Here is a 20,100-nt window from a genome sequence, read left to right as displayed (position 1 = left end):
GGGCCGCCGACTAGAGGCGCAGCACCGGGCCCAGCGCCGAGAGCGGGATGTGCGCCTGGACGGTGCCGCCGTCCATGTACCACTGCGGCAGGCCCGGTGAGAAGTTGATCGGCTCGTCGTGGCCGACGGGATAGTCGGGCATGTAGAGGATCAGTTCGTCGGGTGTGAGCGCCCACGCCTTGTACGCGCCGGAGTAGACCTTGTCGGGAGTCCAGCGGTCGACGACGAACGGGTAGGTGCCGGGGTCGTGCGGCGGCGGCGCCTGATTGAGCGCGGTCTCGATGAAGGGCTGGGCCAGCGGCGGGATGGCGGTCAGCGGATTCGACGTCGTCACATCCGACAGCTGCAGCCGCCTGCCGCCGGCCATGTCGAACGTGAAGGTGCGGTAGGCGTTGTTGGGTTTGGGCCCGTCGGCGTGGTAGTCCTCGTGGAACACCGCGCTGAGCAGGTTGCCGTGCCGGAAGACCTCGTAGTTCTCCTCGCCATAGCTGTCGGCGGCCATGTGCGCGTTGGCATTACGCCAGTTGTTGACCAGGGTGTGCAGGTAGTCGCGCACCACGCCGCCGGTGGTGGGGTTGTCGATCAGCTCGCCGGGCAACGCGACCTTGATGTCGCGCACGGCGTTGCGTTCCGAGGTCACCGTGGTGTGGCAGTACTGGCCGTCCCAGTCGCCGCCGAGCTCGCCGCAGAACGACGGGGCCGAGGCTCGCGCGACGGCAGCGCCGGGAATCGCCGTCGCGGCGGAGGCCAGTACGAGCGCCGTGAGGATTCTTCCGATCACAGCAGTTGCACCTTGCTGGCCCGCCATCGGCCGTCGACCATCTCCATCGTCATCTTGATCCTGCTGCGGTCGATGCGCGGATCCGGCGACTGCGAGTTGGCCACGGTCTGGTCGATAAAGACAAGCACCACAACCTTATTGGTGGACGCGGACTGGATCGCCGAGTCCACCACCACGCCGTGCGCGCTGGCCTTGTTGTCGATCAGCAGCTGGCGAAGCTGGACGCTGGATTGGGTGTACATGTCCTTGAACTCGCCGGTCGCGCCGTCGAGCACGGCCCGGAAGTTCTCGTCGACCTTGTTCGAGTCGATGCTCGTGAGCACCTGGGCGTAGGCGATCGCGGCTTGTTGGGCCTGCTTGCCCGCCTCGTTCACCTCATGCTGCTGCCACAGCTGCCAACCCAGGAAGCCGTTGACGGCCAGCGACGCGACGAGTAGCAGCGGCAGCGCGCTGCGCCGCAGGTAGCGTCCCCAGGGCCGACGGCGCAGCGGGGTCTTGTCGCCCTTGCCCGTCTTCGCGTTGCGCCCGAACGGAATTTCCTCGTCGCTGTCTTCGTCGGCGTCATCGGCCGCTTCGGTGTCCTCGAGGGTGTCCTCGACGTCGGCGTCGTCGGTTTCGACGTCGTCGGGCTCGGCTGCTGAGCTTGGCGCTTCGGGCATTTCGGCCTCGGCAACTTCCTCGGATGTGGCGGTCACAATCAACTCCTGTGTCAGAGTCTAGGTTGGTCTTAGTGGGGCGGGTCGATCGGCAGCGGGGGACCGCCGTACGGCGTGGGAATCGTGAAGCGCCCCTTCGGTGTTGGATCGGTTCTACGTCCCAGGTCCGCCCCGACTGGCGGACCGGCGGTGTCATCGCCGGCCGGGCGCGGTGCGTTCTTGGCCCCGCGGATCGACACGGCCGGGTCGGTGTCGCGGCAATAGGTGTACATGAACGGCTCGTAGTAGTCCGCGGCCGACGGCGGATGTGCGGGCGTCCCGTAATCGCACACGTAGCGGGGGTAGAGGTCGGCGATCGCCCAGACGCCATGGTCGTGAAACGCGCTCGACACCGCGTCCAGCACCGAGCCGCGGTAGTCGGGGAACAGCGCGTTGAGCGCCGGCACCCGCTGATAGAGCAACTGCGACATGGTGGCCATGCTGCCCAGCAACTGGACCATCGTCTCGGAATTGTCGGAGAACAGATTGTCGACCGCCGACAGCGTGCGCGGTGTCTGCGTGGTCAGCCTCCGGTAACCCGCCTGCATGCGGGCAACCCCGGTCAGCGTGCGGTTGAGTTCGGTTGCGGTGGCGGCCAAACCGGCGTTTTTATCACTGGCCAGGGTGAGCACCACCCGGCTGGTCTTGAGGATGCTGGTCGTCTGGGGCAGCACCGAATCGAGCGTCGACAGCAGGAACGTGCCGCCGTCCACGACCGCGGCCAGCTTCCCCGGGCCCTCCTTGCTCAGGCTCAATTCCTTCTTGATCAGCTCGACCTTGCGCGGGTCGACCTGTGCCAGCATCCCGTCGGCGTCGCCGAGCAATTTCGCCAAGCTGACCGGAACGCTGGTGTGCGCCAGGGTGATCAGGCTGCCGTCGTGCAGATACGGCCCGGCATCGGAATCGGCTTGGAAGTCGATGTACTGCTCACCGGCCGGTGAGAGTGCCGACACGTGCACGACGCTGTCGGCCGGGATGCGCACCTTCGACGTGATGCGGGCGATGGCGTTGACTCCGGTATCGGTGATCTGCAGCGACTCGACGCGGCCGATCCGTACACCGCGCAGCGCGACATCCTGATTGGGCAGCAAGCCACCGGATTCCGGCAACTGCACGGTGACCCGGTAGGACGACGCGAACGGTGTGACCCGCAATGCGCCGATGAGCAGGTAAGCGGTTCCGACCACCAGGGTCAGCACCAGCCCGGCCACCGACAGCCAGACCTGTCGGCGGTGCGCGGCCCGCACCACTTTGACCACGACGTTTGCGGCATCGGCGATCACGGCGGCGGGCCCGGGGCGATGTCGATCTGGCCGGGGATGTTCGGGTCGGGGATGACGGGAACCTGCGGCGAGTTCGGTCCCCGGCCGACCACCCGTTCTTGCAAACGCCACAGGGTGTACTTCAGCGTGCCGACGAGCAGGTTCATGTTGTAGTGATGCGGACCGTGCAGCCCGATGTCACCGGGGTATCCGATGTCGGGCAGCGACCCGAGGATCAGCTTGTCGACGCCCACATGCACCGAAATCGCGCTGCCCGCCGTCGATTTCACCAATGGGGGGATCAGCCGGTTCACCGCGTAGAAGCTGGTATCCGGGCTCACCGCGACGTCGTTGGCCGCCCCGGCGATCGTGTTGAGGTCGGCGATGATGCTGCGCCCGCTGGTGTCGGTTCCCCCGATCGACGGGAACCTGGCCAGCAACCGGGAGGTGTCGCCCACCTGCACGGCCAGGTTGGACAGCTGGGCGCTGTTGTCGGCCAGGGCCGCGGTGGCGGGCCGGGCCGCGGTCATCAAATCGGTGACGGTGGCGTTCTTGGCATCGAGTTGGTCTGCCAGACGCGACAATTGGGTCAACGCGTCCGAGATCTGGCCGGATCTGCCGTCGAGCGTTGCGACCAGCTGGTTGGACTTGCGGATCAGCTCACCGAACGCCTGGCCCTGATCACCCGTGGCCTTACCGAAACCGTTGATGATGTTGGTGAAGTTGCGCACCGCTCCGCCGTTGACCAGGATCGCCGCCGAGCTCAACACCGATTCGACGGTCGCTGCCGCGGCCGTCGAATCCAGGCCGATGGTGTCGCCGTCGTGCAGCATCGGATCGTCGGCCGGATCATTGGCGGGCGGCTTCAGCGCGACGAACACGTCGCCCAGCGGTGTGGCGGTACGCAATTCGGCGGTACTGCCCCGCGGCAGCAGCACGCCGTTTCTGATCCGCAGTGTGGTGACCGCGCTGTAGTTGTGTGCGACCATCGCTTCGACCTGCCCGACGTCGGCGCCGGCGAGCTTGACCTTGGCGTTCATCGGAAGGTTGAGCGCGTTGGAGAACACCGCGGTCAAGGTGTATCCGCCGGACCCCATTCCGGGCGCCGGAAGGGGAAGGCTGGCAAGACCATTCGTGCCGCATCCCGAGGTGATCAACACCGTGGCCGCGACGGCGAGGCAGCCCCGGATGGCGGTCATTTCTGGCCCATCGCGGCCATGCCGTCCAGCACATAGGTCAGCCCGAAATCCGGTCCGAAGTCCTGGATTGTTCCCGTGCTGCAGCCGAGTTGGCGAAGACCCATCAAATTGCAGATCTCTTTGGTGTATTGGCTGTCGAAGACCAATCGGTCGGTGAGGAACCGGGCGCGTACGGCGCCGTTCGCGCGGTCGATCATGTTGTAGGCGTTGTCGGCCAGCATCGGCGCCACGTCCAGGAGTTCGGTGAGGTCCCGCCGCTGGTCGGTCACCATCTTCAGCGTGGTGTTGCCGCTGCGCAGACTCTGCTTGATGGCGTCGCGGTTGGCGTCGAGCAGATCGCCGGCCCGTTCGATCAGTTGCTCGAATCTTCTTCCGGTACTGCCGCTCCCGATATCCTCGTCGGCCATGATCTGGCTGACTTGGTGGATGGTGGCGGCGAATTCGCGCAGCTTGCCGTCGTTGGCGGCCACCGCGTCGAACAGAGTGCTGATGTTCTTGACGATCGTGGTGATCTGCTCGCGGGTCGCCGCGCCGCCGTCGCTGGACAGGCGCAGCGCCTTCGCCAGCTCATCGAGCGACGATTTGATCTGGCCGCCGTTGCCTTGGACAACCTTGGTCCCGTTGTTGAGGACGTCGGCAACGGGCCCGCCGCCGTGGCCGTCTCCCTCCAGCGACTTGGTGACCTTGTCGAGAACGGTGAGTACACGGCTGAATTCGACCGGCGTCCGGGTTCGGGTCAAGCCGATGGTGTCGTGATTCTGCAACACCGGGCCGCCGCGGTACGGCGGGGTCAGCTCGATCTGCCGGTCGGTGAGGATCGAGGTGGACACCGTCACCGCTTGGGCGGTAGCGGGAACCTTGACGTGACGATCGACGGTGAACTCGACTTCGACGTAGGGCCCCTTGGCGGTGATCTTGGTGATCTTGCCCACCGGCATCCCCAGCACCGCCACCACGTTGCCCTCGTAAAGTCCTGAGGCGCTGTCGAATTGGGCCGTCACGGAGATCGTGTCCCGGTCCGAACCCAGGTACCACCAACCGACACCGCCCGCCGCGGCCAGCATCACCAGGGCGGCGATGATGGCCACCGCTCTGGACCGCAGCTTCGACGCCATCACTTGCAGTCCTTGAAGTACTGGATCATGCCGAACTGCTTGGCGCGGCCGCTGATTGCACACATCCACGAGTCGACGAGCGGGACGTTGCTGGCATTGAAATTCACCGCGTTGCCCTCGCCGGTCAGGTTGGCCGCCTCGCGGAAGAAGATCGGGCTGATCTGCAGCAGGTTGCTCAGCAGGTCGTCGTGCTGAGCCATCATCGCGGTGAAGTCCCGCATGTCGGCGATCAGCGAGTCCAGACCGGAGCGGTCGTTGACCAGGATCCGGCTCATAGCCTCCACCAGGCTGGTCAGCGATCGCATCATCGCGTGGAAAACGGCTCGCCGCGCGACGAATTGGCCCAGCAGGTCCTGCCCCTGGTTGATGAGGTTGCCGAGCCCGGCCTGCTGGCGCCGCACCGTGTTGGTCACCCGTTCGGTGTTGAGCAGCAGCTGGCCCAGTTGATCGCGGCGCACCGCGATGATCGACGACAGCGATCCGATGTTGCGCATCGCCTGCGGCACCACCGCGGGCAGGCCCTCGAGCTGCTTGCCCAGTACCGCAAGCGACTGTGCGAAGCGGTCCGAATCGACCTGCTCGAACGTCGTGGTGGCATCCTGCAACGCAGATTGCAGATCGTAGGGGACTTCGGTGTGCGCCAGATCGAACGTGTTGTGCGGCAGTGCCGCCGAGCCGTTGGGCTGCACCGAGAGATAACGCGAACCCAGGATGGTGGTGACCTTGATCGCGGCTCGCGAATCCTTACCCAGCACGATGTCGTCGCGAATCTTCAGGCCCGCCTCGACGTGATCGCCGTCGAGCTTCATGCTGGTAACTTCGCCGACCGGGATACCCGCGACGACGATCGGGTTGCCGGCCCGCAGCGAGGCCGCTTGCAGAAACTCCGCGGTGTAGTGCCGGTATCCGGTCCCGAGCGCGTGCACCGCCAGCATCGCCCCGATCAGCACCGCGACCACCACGACGGCGATAAACCCAAGCCACGTGGGGTTGTAGCTCTCCAGCGGGCGCTTCGTGAAGCGCTGCCATACCGACGAATCAGCCACCGGCGGTACTCCTGCACCTCGGGGTGTGCCACATCTTGTTGCCCGGGGTGGCGGCGGCAACGATGATCGGCACGACGTCATTGAGGCCGGGAAAGAATCCCATGAAGTTGACGTCGCACACGTAGGCGTTGCCGTAGGCGCCCTGGTTACCCACGCGGACAAGCCCTTTCAGAAGCAGCGGGATGTTGTCGCCGAAGAACGCCAGCTGCGGCTCGACGTCCATCAGGTGTCTGGCCACACCGGGTTTGCGGTCGATGAACTCGCGCAGCGCCGGGTACACGTCGTTGGCCGATGTCGACAGCCGGCCCATCACCCGGGACAGCTCACCCACCGAGGCCACCAGCTCCGGGCGCCGCCGGTCGAGCCGGTCGACCACGTCGCGCGTTTGGGTGATGACCCCGTCGAGGTTGTCGTTCTGCTGCGCGAGGTTGCCGACTACCTTGTTGAGGTTGGTGATCACGTCGCCGAGGGTCTGATCGCGGCCCGCGAATGTTTCGGCGAGCGTTGATGTTTGGCTGATCAGCGTGGTCAGCGACGCGGTGTCGCCCTGCAGCGACGCGATGATGCCCTTGGTGAGGTTGTCGGCATCCTGCGGGTTGAGCAGGCTGAACAACGGCTCGTAGCCGTTGAGCAGCGCGGTGACGTCAAAGGACGGTTCGGTGCGGGCCGGCGGCAGCACGCTACCCGGCGGGAGCAGGGCCTGATTGCCCTCCGGCCCCAACGACAGCCCGAGGTAGCGCTGTCCGACGATGTTTTGGTACGTCACGGACGCGACGGTGTTGCCGTACAGGTGTTGATCGGTTTGCACCACGAACGCGACTCGCGCGAGTTTTCCGTCGAGATCGATGCTTTCCACCCGGCCCACCCGTACCCCGGCCATCCGGACGTCGTCGCCTTCGCGCAGTCCGTAGACGTCGGTGAACAGCGCCGAATACTTGGCCGTGTCGCCGGCAACGTCGCGCCGCAGGCTCACGTACACCAGCCAGGTGAGCGTCAACGCGACGACCATGAACAGCGTGAGGCCGATCAGCGGTGCCCGGAATCTCATTGGGGCCCTCCAGATTTCAGCGATACCGTGGTGCCGCGCGCGACCGGTCCCAGCAGCAGCTCGGTGGCGGGCGTGGCGACCGCACCGGTGATCACGCTCAGCATGTTCCGCTCGTATTGACTGCCGACGGGGCCCACGTTGCCGCCGAAAGACGACTGGGGTATCCACGGGGCCTTCGGCGCCACCGGCGGGACCCACGGCCTGTTCGGCGAAGGAGTCGCCGGGGCTCCGGGGGAGGGGTTGTCGGGGTTGGCGCTGCCCGGTACCGGTGGCGACGGCGGAAGCCAGGAGGGCAGTGGGGGATTGGGATCGGACAGGTTGGGATTCGGGTTGATCAGCGGCGGTCCGACCGCGACCAGGTTTCCGTCCGGACCGATGACCGTGCCCGGCGGCGGCGCCAGATCCTTGGGCGGCTGATAGTTCTGCGGCAGCAGCACTTCCGGCAGGTCGGGGCGCACCGGAACCAGCGGCGCGGTAAAACAGCTGGGCCCCTTCAACTCTCCGTAATGCGGACAGTCCGCGCGGGTGTAGGTGGACGACGGGGTGAAGGTCAGCATCGCGCGCATGTTGCCGACGTCTCGCCCCGGCACCCAGACTTCCTCCATGAACCTGTTGGCCAGGTTGTCCAGTTTGGTGACCGCGGGCACGAAATTGTTCGACTTCATCGCCAGCACGCCCAGCACCGGCGTGAAATCGCTGGTGATGTGGATGAGCTGGTCGATGTGATGGTCGAACGACTCATGCACCGTACCGACGGTGTCTTCGGCGCCGGAGAGCAGCGAGGTCAACTGCCCGCGCGTCTCGGCAAAGGTCCGCATCGGCTCGACCGCCTGGTGCAGGGCGTCGAGAAGATCGGGTGCCGTCTGGGCCAGTCCACCGGCCGCGTCGACCAGTGCGGACACCGTCGACGGCCCGGCGTCGGTGCCGACAATCGAATTGAGTTGGTCCAGAAGGCGATTCAGTTGCGCCCCGGCTTTGAGCAAGGGCACCCGGCGGTGGTCGGTGGCCGCACCCAGCGCGGCCAGGATCCCGACGGACCGGTCGTCGCGGCCGCGGCCGGCGGCGGCCAGCAGGTCGCGCAACTTGCTGATCGTGGTCTGAAACAGCACAGTCGGAAGCCCGGTGTCTTCGGGGATGTGCGCGCCCGGGCGGATCGCCCCGCCCGGGTGTTCCTGTTTGCGGGCACCCACCAGCTGCACCGAGGACACCGCGAAAACGTTGCTGGGCACCACGCGAGCGGTGACCGCGGCCGGAATCGACTTGGCGTACTCGGGTTTGAGATCGATGTGTACGTAGTTGGGTTTGCCGTTGGACGCGGGAACGACGTCGTCGACCATCCCGACGAGCACGCCGTGATACTTGACGTCGGACTTCTGGGGCAGCCCGTCGCCGACGTTCACCAGGTCGGCGACCACCCGAACGTAGTCGTTGAGCCGGCCGGTGGACTTGAGCAGCATCGCGACGGTCAGCAGGGCCGCGACCACCACCACCGCCACACCGGTGGCAAGCAACTGCCGATCCGTTGGCCCGCGGCCGTCCAGCTCAAAGGAATTCGCCTGACCCATCTGCCTAACCACCGAACCTCGCGCCGGCGTCTACCCCCCACAGCGCCATGGTGAGCAGCATGTTCACCATGATCACGACGGTGATGCTGGCCCGCATGCCATGCCCGGCGGCCACCCCGACACCCTCGGGCCCGCCGGTCGCGTAATAGCCGTAGTAGCACTGAATCGTCGACGCGATCCACACGAAGATGACGGCCTTGATCAACGAGTAGACGATGTCCTGGCCGGCCAGCATCAGCGTGAAGTAATGCAGGTAGGAGCCGGTCGAGCCGCCGCTGCTGATCCCCACCACGGCCTCGGTGGTCAGATAGCCGATCGCCAGGCACGCCACATACAGCGGGACGATGGCCGCCACCGAGGCGATGAGCCGGGTCGTCACCAGATACGGAATCGGGCGGATGGCGATCGACTCCAATGCGTCGATTTCCTCGGCGATCCGCATCGACCCCAGCTGAGCGGTGAAGCGGCAGCCGCCTTGCATGGCGAATGCCAGCGACGCCATCAGCGGCGCCAGCTCGCGAGTGTTGACCAACGAGGAGATGAAACCGGTGGCCGGCCCGAGGCCCAGCAGGTCGAGGAAGTTGTAACCCTCGATGCCGACCAGTGCGCCCACGGTCATCCCGAGCACAACCGCCACACCGGCGGTTCCGCCACCCACCACGATCGAGCCGTTGCCCCAGGTGATGTTGGACAGCAGTCGCAAAAATTCGCCGCGGTAGTGGCGCAGCGCGAGCGGCACCGCCACCAGCGCCCGGATGAAGAAGACCAGCAGGTGGCCAAGCCGAAGGATCGGTACGGTGCCCCTGCGATACAGCCGGGCCGCCGGGACGGTCAGCGCTGCCAACGGCCGATAGGCAGAAACCGCCATGTCACAGCCCCGTCCTGGGCACCAACATGATGTAAAGCTGGCTGATCGCGACGTTGACGATCATCAGCAGCAGGATCGCTTCGACGACGGCCGCGTTCACCGAATTCGCGACGCCGGTCGGGCCGCCGACGGTGGCCAGGCCCTTCTGGGCCGAGACGACGGCCACGATGGCGCCGAAGATGACCGCCTTCACCAACGCCAGGATCATGTCGTCGGTCGTCGCGAACGAGGCGAAGGTCGACACGAAGCTGCCGGGCGCCCCGTTCTGGAAGTACACGTTGAACATGTAGCTGGCGAAAAATCCGACGAAGCACACGACGCCGGTGAGCGCGACGCCGATCATGATCGCCGCGGCGAAACGCGGCACCACCAGCCGGCGGATCACCGAGACGCCCATCACCTCCATCGCGTCGGTTTCTTCGCGCATGGTTCGCGAACCCAGATCGGCGGTGATCGCCGACCCGACGGCCGAGGCCATCAGAACGGCGGCCACCAGCGACGCGCCCTGACGGATGACCGCGAGCCCACTGGCCGCGCCGGCCAGCGAGGTGGCGCCCACCTGCCCGGCCAGCAGGGCGAACTGAATGGACAGGGTGACGCTGATGGGCAGCGAAACCAGGATCGTCGGCAACACGGCGGTGCCGGCCATAAACGCGCCCTGGCGAACAAATTCCTGCCACTGAAATCGGCCGGTCACCAGGTCGAAAAAGAAATATTGAATGGTGCGCACACCAAGGACGAACTGTTCGCCGACGGTCGTCAGCGACGCAAGCGGATGACGTTTGACGTATCCGGCAGACCAGTTCTGGATGGCGAGGACGCCGTCTTCCCGGGTCGTCATCTCGGCGCACCCGGCAGTCTATCCAGCAAACCCAGGCTAGCGATCATCGCGCACCAGTCACTGCCTCCATTGGCGCTCCCCCGACCAATAAGTGCACGAGCGCAGAACGCGGGGAGCAAGGTGGCGCACAACGCATCTGCATAAAGGTACTGCCACCAGGCTCTGTGAACTGCGGTTCTCGGTGTGTGCTGAGTCACACTAGCCTTCTTGATAGGGACTTTCAATAGTGTAGAGTCACTCACCTGAGATCGTCACCGGATGGCACATACGCGTTGGAATGTCGGCTCGACGAAGGTAATGGCATGTCCTCAGCAAACACCGGATCGCTACGGGACCGGCGCCGTGCCGAGTTGCTCACGCAGATTCAGCACACCGCTTTCGAGCTGTTCGCCGAACGAGGATTCGATGCCGTCACGACCGAGGACATTGCCGCGGCCGCCGGAATCTCGATCAGTACTTATTTCCGGCACGCGCCGACCAAAGAGGGCCTGCTGGTCGATCCCGTCCGGGACGCGATCGGCGAAATCGTCGGTTCGTACGGCGCGCGACCGCCAGACGAGTCGGCGGTTGAGGCATTGATTCGGGTATTCGTCACGCGTGCCCGCGACGCCGATGAACTCGACAATTTGGATACCTGGCGTCACGCCATCGCCACCGCGCCCCATTTGTTGAGTAAAACGGCGCTGGTCAGCGAGGCCGATCACGACACATTCCTCGAGCAGGTCGCTTGCCGTCTGGGTGTCGATGCGACGGCCGACGTCCGCCCCGCGTTGCTGGTTCACACGAGTTTGGCCACAGTCAAATTCGTCCTCGACCGGTGGCTGACCTCCGACACCGTCGCGAGCCCACCGTTCAGTGTCCAATTGGAAGACGCGCTGCGCACCACGCTGTCCGGGTTCGATTAGCGGGTGCTGCGCACTGCGAAACAGCCTGTGGCGCTTGGGGATTGCCGGTAGCCGTCGTCACCGACAGAAACCGAGGTGACTTTGCTCGCTGCGTCGTGAAACAATCGCTGGCCGTGAAGACATTCGAGGATCTGTTCGCCGAACTCGGCGAGCGTGCCCGCACCCGACCGGCCGGCAGCGCCACGGTCGCCGCGCTCGACGGCGGGATTCATGGGCTGGGCAAGAAGATCCTGGAAGAGGCCGGCGAGGTATGGCTGGCCGCCGAGCACGAATCCGACGAGGCATTGGCCGAGGAGATCAGTCAGTTGCTGTACTGGGCGCAGGTGCTGATGATCGCGCGCGGACTGTCCCTCGACGACGTCTATCGGAAGCTGTGAGCATGTTGCGAGTTGCGGTTCCCAACAAGGGCACGCTGAGCGAGCCGGCCAGCGAGATCCTTTCGGAGGCGGGCTACCGGCGGCGCACCGATTCCAAAGATCTCACCGTCATCGATCGTGCCAACAACGTCGAGTTCTTCTTCTTGCGGCCCAAAGACATTGCCATCTACGTCGGTTCGGGGCAGCTCGATTTCGGCATCACCGGCCGAGACCTGGTGCTCGACTCGGATGCGCCGGTACGCGAATGTCTGGCGCTGGGTTTCGGGTCGTCCAGCTTCCGCTATGCGGGGCCGGCCGGGCTGGACTGGACGACGGCCGATCTGGTCGGCAAGCGGATCGCCACCGCCTACCCGAATCTGGTGCGAAAGGATCTGGCGGACAAAGGAATCGAGGCGACGGTCATCAGACTCGACGGCGCCGTGGAGATTTCGGTGCAACTCGGGGTGGCCGACGCGATCGCCGACGTGGTCGGATCCGGCCGCACGCTGAGCCTGCACGACCTGGTGGCCTTCGGTGAGCCACTGTGTGATTCGGAGGCGGTGCTGATCGAGCGCGCCGGCCCGGACGGCCAGGGCACCGCGGGTGCGGCACGCGATCAACTGGTTGCCCGAATTCAGGGAGTGGTGTTCGGGCAGCAGTATCTGATGCTCGACTACGACTGCCCACGCGCGGTACTGGACAAGGCCACGTCGATCACGCCGGGGCTGGAGTCGCCGACCATCGCCCCGCTGGCCGACCCGGACTGGGTCGCGATCCGCGCGCTGGTGCCGCGTCGGGGCGTCAACGAGATCATGGACGAGCTCGCGGCCATCGGCGCCAAGGCGATTCTGGCTTCCGATATCAGGTTCTGCCGATTCTGAACTCACCGGCTTGGCCCCGGCTGTGTTAGCGTCCGGCTAGGGGAGGGGCCCGCAAGGCCGTCCCCTCTTTATGGTTGCCGCGCTGTTCATTCCCAGGAGGCCCGCCGTGACGCATGTCCTTGTTCTCTTGCTGGCTTTGCTGATTGGGGTGGTCGCGGGGCTGCGCTCCCTGACGGCTCCCGCCGTCGTCGCATGGGGCGCATACCTCGGTTGGATCGACTTGCACGGCACGTGGGCGTCGTGGATGGGCAACATCATCACCGTTGTCATCTTCAGCGTTCTGGCCGTCGGCGAACTCGTCAACGACAAGCTGCCCAAGACGCCGGCGCGCACGGCGCCTCCGGTGTTTGCGGCCCGGCTCATCATGGGCGGGCTTGCGGGCGCGGTGCTCGGCGCGTGGCCGCACTGGACCTTTTCGGCGCTCGGCGCCGGTATCGTCGGCGCGGTGCTCGGAACCCTCGGCGGCTATCAGGCGCGCAAGCGGCTGGTGGCGCTCAGCGGCGGGCGGGACCTGCCGATCGCGCTGCTCGAGGATGCCGTCGCGGTCTTGGGCGGGTTCGCCATTGCGGCACTGACGGGTCACGTGCTGACCGAATATCTGCTGTCGGCCGTTAAGTGAGCGAACATTTCGACGCGATCATCGTCGGCGCCGGCCAGGCCGGACCCTCGCTTGCGGGACGGCTGACCGCCGTCGGGCAGCGCGTCGCGGTCGTCGAGCGCAAACTCCTCGGCGGCACCTGCGTCAACACCGGGTGCATCCCGACCAAGACGCTGGTCGCCAGCGCGCACGTTGCCCAGCTGGCCCGTCGCAGCGGCGAATACGGTGTCGCGACCGGGTGGATCAGCGTGGATATGGCGAAAGTCAAGGCGCGCAAGGACGCCATCGTGCTCGCCGAACGCAAGGGTGTCGAGGACTGGCTGGACGGCATGGACGGCTGCACCGTGATTCGCGGACATACCCGTTTCATCGATCCGCACACCCTGCGCGTCGACGACCGGGAACTGCACGCCGACCGGATCTTCCTCAACGTCGGTGGCCGCGCGATCGTGCCCGACATCCCGGGCCTCGACGAGGTCGACTACCTGACCCACGTGTCCATCCTCGAACTCGACACGCTACCAACACATCTCGTCACCATCGGCGGCAGCTACATCGCGCTGGAGTTCGCCCAGATGTTCCGCCGCTTCGGGGCGGCAGTCACGGTCGTGGAGCGGGGCCCCAGGTTGGCCTCACGCGAAGACGAGGATGTCTCGGCCGCCATCAAGGAAATACTGGAAGCCGAAGGCATCGAAATCATCCTCAATGCTAACGATGTGCGGATCCGTAAGACCGACAACGGATTCGAACTAACGCCCAGCGCGGGTGCCGACCCCGTCGCAGGCAGCCATCTACTGGTGGCGGCGGGACGGCGACCCAACACCGACGATCTGGGACTCGAGGCCGCCGGTGTGCAGACCGACGCTCGTGGCTTCATCGTCGTCGACGATGCGCTCAAGACCAGTGTCGACCATATCTGGGCGATGGGCGACTGCAACGGCAAGGGCGCCTTCACCCACACCTCCTACAACGACTACGAGATCGTGGCCGCCAACCTGCTCGACGACGACCCGCGCCGGGTCAGCGACCGGATCACCACCTACGCGCTCTACATCGATCCGCCGCTGGGCCGCGCCGGGATGACGGTCGGCGAGGTCCGCAAGTCGGGGCGCAAGGCGCTGATCGGCCGGCGGCCGATGACCAGGGTCGGCAGGGCCGTGGAAAAGGGTGAGACACAAGGCTTTATGCAAGTCGTTGTCGACGCCGAGACGCAGCAGATCCTCGGTGCCACCATCCTCGGCGTCGGCGGCGACGAGGCGATTCACGCGATCCTGGACGTCATGTCGGCCAAGGCGCCCTACACCACGCTGTCGCGCACGATGCACATCCATCCCACCGTCAGCGAACTCATTCCGACGATCCTGCAGGAGATGTCGCCGCTCGACTAGCCGGTGGCGATCATGCCGCCGGTTCGTCCGAACGCGAAATAGCTTGCGCCCGAACATTATCCGGCCAACCGGGATAGGGCGGCGGGGTGCCGCCGAAAACCGGGCAGTACTCGTGGTGTGGGCACCAGTCGCACAACCGTGACTTGCTGGGGCGGAAATCGCCCGTCTGCCCGGCGGATTGGATGGCGCGCCAGATCGCCATCAGGGTTTTCTCGAAGCGCAGCAGCTCGTCGAGCTCGGGCGAGTAGTCCAGCACCTGGCCGTCGGCGAGGTAGATGAGGCGCAGCCGGGTGGGTGGCACGCCGCGGGTACGCAGCAGCGCCACCGCGTAGAACTTCATCTGGAACATCGCCTTGAATTCGGCCAGTGCTCGCGCGGCCGGCGGCGCCATGCCGGTCTTATAGTCGACCACCCGCAGCTCGCCGGTGGCGGCGACGTCGATCCGGTCGATGTACCCGCGCAGCAGCGTGCCGTCGGCGAGTTCCACCTCCACCCGCTGCTCGCAGCACTGCGGGTCGAATCGGGTCGGGTCTTCCAGCCGGTAGTAGCCGGACAGCAGCGCGCGAGCTTCCTCGAGCACCTGGGCCCGCTGGTCGGTGTCCAGCTCGCCGAATCGGTCGGGTTCGGCGGCAATCACCTGCTCCCACGCGGGCTCCACCAGCGAGATCGCGGTCTCGGGGCTTCGCGATGCCGCGGGCAGGCTGTAGAGCTGCTCGAGCGCGGCGTGCACCACCGACCCGCGGATCTGCGCCGTCGAAGGCGGCTCGGGCAGCCGGTCGATCGCCCGGAACCGGTACAGCAACGGGCACTGCTTGAAGTCCGCCGCTCGCGACGGTGACAGCGCCGGTCTGGAAGCCGCCCGCGCCTGGTCTTGCGGCTGGTCGGTCATATTCGCAGCCTAGGACGCGGTACCGACAACCCCGCGCATCGCCGGCGGCGAGTCGGCTGGCACGCTGAACGGCGTGTCCAACACCGGTCCATTCGTCGTCGGCGAGCGCGTTCAGCTCACCGACGCCAAGGGCCGTCACTACACCGTGGAACTCGCCGAAGGTGCGGAGTTCCACACCCACCGCGGCGCGATCGGCCACGACGCGATCATCGGGCTGGAACAGGGCAGCGTCGTCAAATCCAGCAACGGCAACCCCTACCTGGTGCTGCGCCCGCTGCTGGTGGACTACATCATGTCGATGCCGCGCGGGCCCCAGGTCATCTATCCCAAGGACGCCGCGCAGATCGTGCACGAGGGCGACATCTTCCCGGGTGCCCGCGTGCTGGAGGCCGGCGCCGGCTCCGGCGCGCTGACCTGTTCGCTGCTGCGCGCGGTGGGGCCCGACGGGCGGGTGGTCTCCTACGAGGTGCGCGCGGATCACGCCGAACACGCCCGGCGCAACGTGGACGTGTTTTTCTCCGGCGCGCCCGCGAACTGGGAGCTGATCATCGGCGATGTCGCCGATTCCGCGCTGCCCGACGCGTCTTTCGACCGGGCCGTGCTGGACATGCTCTCGCCGTGGGAGGTGCTGGACGCCGTGGCGCGGCTCGTCGTCGCCGGCGGGGTGCTGATGATCTACGTGGCCACGGTCACCCAGCTGTCGAAGGTGGTCGAGGCGCTGCGGGCCCAGGAGTGCTGGACCGAACCGCGCGCCTGGGAGACCATGCAGCGCGGTTGGCATGTCGTCGGCCTGGCGGTGCGACCGCAGCACGCGATGCGCGGGCACACGGCGTTCCTGGTGGCGTCGCGACGGCTCGCGCCGGGCACGGTGGCCCCGATGCCGTTGGGTCGCAAGCGGGCGGGCAGGGACGGCTAGGCGCGGCTAGTCATCGTCGCTGCGCACCAGCGAGCGTCGCACCGACAGCAGCTCGAACTCCGGATGCGCGGCGACCAGACGTTCGGCCGCGTCCAGGACTTCCACCGCATGCGCACGGTCACCGGACACCACGGCCACCCCGATACCGGCTCGCCGATACAGCTCCTGCGAACCGGTCTCGGCGGCCGACACGCTGAACTTGCGGCGCAGTTCGGCGACGACGGGACGGATCACCGAGCGCTTCTCCTTGAGCGATCGCACCCCAAGCTCCGGGCCGAGCAGCACGTCGAACTCGAGCCAGGCGATCCACATCAGCCGGGCGGCGGTGGCGGAGCGGGAGGCGGTTGTACGGGTTCCGGTGGCGGGGGCAGCGGAAGCGTCGGGCTGGGTGGCGGCGGCGCCGGCGAGTTGCCCAGTGCCAACAGCGTTTCCGCTGTTCGCCGGGAAAGCTGCCAGCCGCCCTGGAACGGCGCGAACTCCATCGGGAAGGTGAACGAGCCGCCCGGCCCCTTGGCGGTGTTGACGCTGACCGTGCTCACCACGTTGGCCGGATTCTTGTCCGACCACGCGATGTTGTTCGCCACGAACGTGATCGGCAGATAGCCGTTGTCGCGCAGCGCGTTGATGAACTTGTCCAGCGTGGCCGCGCTCTCCGGCGTCGCGCCTTCGACGAGTGCCACCTTGTTGATGCCCGGCACATTCGGGTCGACAAGCCGGTTCAGCACCTCGACCAACGCCTCGGGCACGGGCAGCGGCGCGGTCGGGGGAGCCGCGACGATCAACGGACTGGACGTCGGCGCCGGCACCGCCGAACTAGGCGACGGCAGCACCTTGGGTTCGCTGTGCGAGCATGCCGCAAGCCCGAAGGCCGCCACGGCGGTGGCGGTGCTCAGTGCTACGGACAGGTGACGGTGCATCCGGAGATTTCGGCCGAACTATTCGGCCACGCCTGATTCTTGGAGCCCGGTGGTTGCTGCGGTGCGGCCAACTGGTGCAATGGAAGTCACAGTTGGAAACATTGCGTTGATGACCGCGACCACGGCATGGCCTGTGGTGAGGGGTTTTGCGGTCAAGGGGTGTCCTCTCGGTGGTCCCAAATCGACGCCGAGGTTACCAGCGGGAGTAAAGACGCGACTTTTGATGGCTTTTGAGTTCACGCATGAACGGCCAATCGCCGGTAGCGTTGTAAGGATCCACCGCATTTATTCGGGGCGGGAAAGGAGCGCAACATGGGTGACTCAGAGCGTTCTGAAGCATTCGGTATCGATCACGAAACCGGCATGTCCAGCAGCGATGCTGCCGAGCTGGAACAGTTACGCCGCGAGGCGGCGGCACTGCGCGAGCAGCTCGAGCAGGCCGCCGGATCGCAGGGCGCCACGCGCTCGGCGCGCGACGTTCACCAACTCGAAGCCCGCATCGACTCTCTGGCCGCCCGCAATTCCAAATTAATGGAAACTCTTAAAGAGGCCCGGCAGCAACTGCTGGCGCTGCGGGAAGAAGTCGACCGGCTCGGCCAACCGCCCAGCGGCTACGGCGTTTTGCTGTCGTCGCATGAGGACGAAACGGTCGACGTGTTTACCTCGGGCCGCAAGATGCGATTGACATGCTCGCCCAACATCGACGTGTCAGCGCTGCGCAAGGGTCAGACGGTCCGGCTCAACGAAGCCCTGACCGTCGTCGAGGCGGGGACGTACGAATCCGTCGGCGAAATCTCGACTTTGCGCGAGGTGCTCAACGACGGACACCGCGCACTGGTCGTGGGGCACGCCGACGAGGAACGGATCGTCTGGCTGGCCGAGCCGCTGGTGGCAGAGGACCTGCCGGACGGAGTTCCCGACGCTCTCAACGATGACACCAGGCCGCGCAAGTTGCGGCCTGGCGATTCTTTGCTGGTCGACACCAAAGCCGGCTACGCGTTCGAGCGCATCCCCAAGGCCGAGGTCGAGGACCTGGTGCTCGAAGAGGTGCCCGACGTCAGCTATCAGGACATCGGGGGCCTGACCCGCCAGATCGAGCAGATCCGCGACGCCGTCGAGCTGCCGTTCCTGCACAAGGAGCTGTACCGGGAGTACGCGTTGCGTCCGCCCAAGGGTGTGCTGCTCTACGGTCCGCCCGGTTGCGGCAAGACCTTGATCGCCAAGGCGGTCGCCAACTCGCTGGCCAAGAAGATGGCCGAGGTGCGCGGCGACGACGCCCGGGAGGCCAAGTCGTACTTCCTCAACATCAAGGGCCCCGAGCTGCTGAACAAGTTCGTCGGTGAGACCGAGCGTCACATCCGGCTGATCTTCCAGCGGGCCCGCGAGAAGGCGTCAGAGGGAACGCCGGTGATCGTGTTCTTCGACGAGATGGACTCGATCTTCCGCACCCGCGGTACCGGCGTGTCGTCGGACGTCGAGACCACGGTGGTCCCGCAGCTGCTGAGCGAGATCGACGGTGTCGAGGGTCTGGAGAACGTCATCGTGATCGGTGCCTCCAACCGCGAGGACATGATCGACCCCGCCATCCTGCGGCCCGGCCGTCTCGACGTGAAGATCAAGATCGAACGGCCCGATGCCGAAGCGGCACAAGACATCTTCTCGAAGTATCTGGTCGAGACGCTGCCGGTACACGCCGACGATCTCGCCGAGTTCGAAGGCGACCGGTCGGCCTGCATTCGCGCGATGATCGAGAAGGTCGTCGAGCGGATGTACGCCGAGATCGACGACAACCGGTTCCTGGAGGTCACCTACGCCAACGGTGACAAGGAAGTCATGTACTTCAAGGACTTCAACTCCGGGGCGATGATCCAGAACGTTGTCGACCGGGCGAAGAAGAACGCGATCAAATCGGTGCTGGAGACCGGTCAACCCGGTCTGCGAATCCAGCACCTACTCGACTCGATCGTCGACGAGTTCGCCGAGAACGAGGACCTGCCCAACACGACCAACCCCGACGACTGGGCGCGGATCTCGGGCAAGAAGGGCGAGCGGATCGTGTACATCCGCACCCTGGTCACCGGCAAGTCGTCGAGCGCATCGCGCGCCATCGACACCGAGTCGAACCTCGGCCAGTACCTGTAATGCCCGTAGGGGCCCCCGCCCGCGCCGACACATAAACCATGTACACGACGGGCCGTGCGGCGTCGCAAGGGTTTAAGTCTCGACGCGATGCGGTGCGGCTCAGTCGAATTCGAACGAGTAGCTGTTCGTCAGGTCGTCCTGCGTCACGCGGGCGGGACGCGTCGTCGTGTCCACCCGCAACGTTTCGGTGAGCACCCGCGGCGCATAGCTCCAGCCCTCGGGTAGCTTCAGCCGGTCGCCGAGGGCGGCCAGGTCGGCCCGCGACAGGTCGGGGTCGGCGACCTGGCTCCAGGTCTGCATGACCCAGCGGTTGCCGTCGGGATCGGTCAGCTCGTAGATCTCTTCGCCGGCATTGAAGACGAAGACGGTGTTGCGGGTGACTTCGTTGACGGTGTACGGCGCCGGGTTCATCGACGACAGCGCCACGGTGGCCTGCTTGATCATCTCGATCCCGCCGAATGTCATCCGCTCCTGCGGACCGTCGGCCTGCTTTTCGATCGCGTTCATCAGCCAATAGCGCGGGCCGTTGAGCAAGGCCGCCGCCGCGCCGTGTTCGGCGGCGATGGCCGCGGCGTCGAGCTTGGACCACAGCTCGGCCGGACAGTCGTTGAGCGGAAAGCTGTTGTAGACGGTGGCTTGCGGGCCGGCTTCGCCGACCTCGACGAGAAGTACTTCGCCGTAACGCATT

Annotated in this window: 21 protein-coding genes; 7 read left to right on the top strand and 14 right to left on the bottom strand. The window is 66.0% G+C overall.

The window, feature by feature from the left end; all coding sequences use genetic code 11:
- Nucleotides 1-10: 10 nt before the first annotated feature.
- From BN973_RS17620 to BN973_RS17575, 10 genes are read right to left on the bottom strand one after another with little or no spacing between them, the layout of a single operon-like run.
- Complete coding sequence (locus BN973_RS17620; RefSeq protein ID WP_036469742.1) at nt 11-781, bottom strand: mannan-binding family protein; 771 nt, start codon at nt 779-781, stop codon at nt 11-13.
- Nucleotides 778-1,482 carry a tetratricopeptide repeat protein gene (locus BN973_RS17615; protein WP_036469740.1) on the bottom strand — a complete coding sequence of 235 codons (705 nt, stop codon included), beginning with the start codon at nt 1,480-1,482 and terminating at the stop codon, nt 778-780. The genes BN973_RS17620 and BN973_RS17615 overlap by 4 nt, the downstream gene beginning before the upstream one ends.
- A gap of 26 nt (nt 1,483-1,508) precedes the next feature.
- On the bottom strand, nt 1,509-2,759 hold the full coding sequence (locus tag BN973_RS17610; RefSeq protein WP_036469738.1) for an MlaD family protein: 1,251 nt from the start codon (nt 2,757-2,759) through the stop codon (nt 1,509-1,511).
- Nucleotides 2,756-3,937, bottom strand: a complete 1,182-nt coding sequence (locus BN973_RS17605; protein ID WP_036469736.1) for an MCE family protein — start codon at nt 3,935-3,937, stop codon at nt 2,756-2,758. The genes BN973_RS17610 and BN973_RS17605 overlap by 4 nt, the downstream gene beginning before the upstream one ends.
- Complete coding sequence (locus BN973_RS17600; RefSeq protein ID WP_036469734.1) at nt 3,934-5,052, bottom strand: MCE family protein; 1,119 nt, start codon at nt 5,050-5,052, stop codon at nt 3,934-3,936. The genes BN973_RS17605 and BN973_RS17600 overlap by 4 nt, the downstream gene beginning before the upstream one ends.
- On the bottom strand, nt 5,052-6,098 hold the full coding sequence (locus tag BN973_RS17595) for an MlaD family protein (protein WP_036469732.1): 1,047 nt from the start codon (nt 6,096-6,098) through the stop codon (nt 5,052-5,054). The genes BN973_RS17600 and BN973_RS17595 overlap by 1 nt, the downstream gene beginning before the upstream one ends.
- On the bottom strand, nt 6,091-7,146 hold the full coding sequence (locus BN973_RS17590; RefSeq protein WP_036469730.1) for an MlaD family protein: 1,056 nt from the start codon (nt 7,144-7,146) through the stop codon (nt 6,091-6,093). The genes BN973_RS17595 and BN973_RS17590 overlap by 8 nt, the downstream gene beginning before the upstream one ends.
- Nucleotides 7,143-8,711 carry an MlaD family protein gene (locus BN973_RS17585; protein ID WP_036469729.1) on the bottom strand — a complete coding sequence of 523 codons (1,569 nt, stop codon included), beginning with the start codon at nt 8,709-8,711 and terminating at the stop codon, nt 7,143-7,145. The genes BN973_RS17590 and BN973_RS17585 overlap by 4 nt, the downstream gene beginning before the upstream one ends.
- 4 nt (nt 8,712-8,715) lie before the next feature.
- Nucleotides 8,716-9,579, bottom strand: coding sequence for an ABC transporter permease (locus BN973_RS17580; protein ID WP_036469728.1), 864 nt, complete (start codon nt 9,577-9,579; stop codon nt 8,716-8,718).
- Nucleotide 9,580: 1 nt separating this feature from the next.
- On the bottom strand, nt 9,581-10,420 hold the full coding sequence (locus tag BN973_RS17575) for an MlaE family ABC transporter permease (RefSeq protein WP_036469727.1): 840 nt from the start codon (nt 10,418-10,420) through the stop codon (nt 9,581-9,583).
- Nucleotides 10,421-10,722: 302 nt separating this feature from the next.
- On the opposite strand from BN973_RS17575, the gene BN973_RS17570 reads away from it, so the two are divergent.
- The 5 genes from BN973_RS17570 (at nt 10,723) to BN973_RS17550 (ending at nt 14,548) form a co-directional block, all read left to right on the top strand.
- Nucleotides 10,723-11,325 (top strand): TetR/AcrR family transcriptional regulator, encoded by a 603-nt coding sequence (locus tag BN973_RS17570; protein WP_036469726.1) that lies wholly within the window; start codon nt 10,723-10,725, stop codon nt 11,323-11,325.
- A 95-nt stretch (nt 11,326-11,420) separates the two neighbouring features.
- Nucleotides 11,421-11,702: a phosphoribosyl-ATP diphosphatase gene (locus BN973_RS17565; RefSeq protein WP_036469725.1), complete on the top strand. Its 282-nt coding sequence runs from the start codon at nt 11,421-11,423 to the stop codon at nt 11,700-11,702.
- A gap of 2 nt (nt 11,703-11,704) precedes the next feature.
- Nucleotides 11,705-12,562, top strand: a complete 858-nt coding sequence (hisG, locus tag BN973_RS17560; RefSeq protein ID WP_036469724.1) for an ATP phosphoribosyltransferase — start codon at nt 11,705-11,707, stop codon at nt 12,560-12,562.
- Between the two features lie 106 nt (nt 12,563-12,668).
- Nucleotides 12,669-13,181 (top strand): membrane protein, encoded by a 513-nt coding sequence (locus tag BN973_RS17555; RefSeq protein ID WP_036472625.1) that lies wholly within the window; start codon nt 12,669-12,671, stop codon nt 13,179-13,181.
- Nucleotides 13,178-14,548 carry an FAD-containing oxidoreductase gene (locus tag BN973_RS17550; protein ID WP_036469723.1) on the top strand — a complete coding sequence of 457 codons (1,371 nt, stop codon included), beginning with the start codon at nt 13,178-13,180 and terminating at the stop codon, nt 14,546-14,548. Before BN973_RS17555 ends, BN973_RS17550 begins: the two co-directional genes overlap by 4 nt.
- Nucleotides 14,549-14,558: 10 nt before the next feature.
- Here BN973_RS17550 and BN973_RS17545 read toward each other — a convergent pair whose 3' ends face one another.
- Nucleotides 14,559-15,437, bottom strand: a complete 879-nt coding sequence (locus BN973_RS17545; protein WP_036469721.1) for a RecB family exonuclease — start codon at nt 15,435-15,437, stop codon at nt 14,559-14,561.
- A gap of 73 nt (nt 15,438-15,510) precedes the next feature.
- Between BN973_RS17545 and trmI the strand changes: the two genes are divergently transcribed.
- Nucleotides 15,511-16,353 (top strand): tRNA (adenine(58)-N(1))-methyltransferase TrmI, encoded by an 843-nt coding sequence (gene trmI / locus BN973_RS17540; RefSeq protein WP_036469718.1) that lies wholly within the window; start codon nt 15,511-15,513, stop codon nt 16,351-16,353.
- Nucleotides 16,354-16,359: 6 nt separating this feature from the next.
- Here trmI and BN973_RS17535 read toward each other — a convergent pair whose 3' ends face one another.
- Nucleotides 16,360-16,665 carry a DUF503 domain-containing protein gene (locus BN973_RS17535; RefSeq protein WP_036469715.1) on the bottom strand — a complete coding sequence of 102 codons (306 nt, stop codon included), beginning with the start codon at nt 16,663-16,665 and terminating at the stop codon, nt 16,360-16,362.
- Nucleotides 16,665-17,270 carry a lipoprotein LppK gene (lppK, locus tag BN973_RS17530; protein WP_036469714.1) on the bottom strand — a complete coding sequence of 202 codons (606 nt, stop codon included), beginning with the start codon at nt 17,268-17,270 and terminating at the stop codon, nt 16,665-16,667. Before lppK ends, BN973_RS17535 begins: the two co-directional genes overlap by 1 nt.
- A 312-nt stretch (nt 17,271-17,582) precedes the next feature.
- On the opposite strand from lppK, the gene arc reads away from it, so the two are divergent.
- Nucleotides 17,583-19,412 carry a proteasome ATPase gene (gene arc / locus BN973_RS17525; protein ID WP_036469712.1) on the top strand — a complete coding sequence of 610 codons (1,830 nt, stop codon included), beginning with the start codon at nt 17,583-17,585 and terminating at the stop codon, nt 19,410-19,412.
- Nucleotides 19,413-19,511: 99 nt separating this feature from the next.
- Here arc and BN973_RS17520 read toward each other — a convergent pair whose 3' ends face one another.
- Nucleotides 19,512-20,099: a hypothetical protein gene (locus BN973_RS17520; RefSeq protein ID WP_139830107.1), complete on the bottom strand. Its 588-nt coding sequence runs from the start codon at nt 20,097-20,099 to the stop codon at nt 19,512-19,514.
- Between the last annotated feature and the right edge of the window lies 1 nt (nt 20,100).

The organism is Mycobacterium triplex, assembly GCF_000689255.1.
In the GTDB taxonomy this organism is placed as follows: domain Bacteria; phylum Actinomycetota; class Actinomycetes; order Mycobacteriales; family Mycobacteriaceae; genus Mycobacterium; species Mycobacterium triplex.
This window is presented reverse-complemented; position numbering and strand designations above follow the sequence as displayed.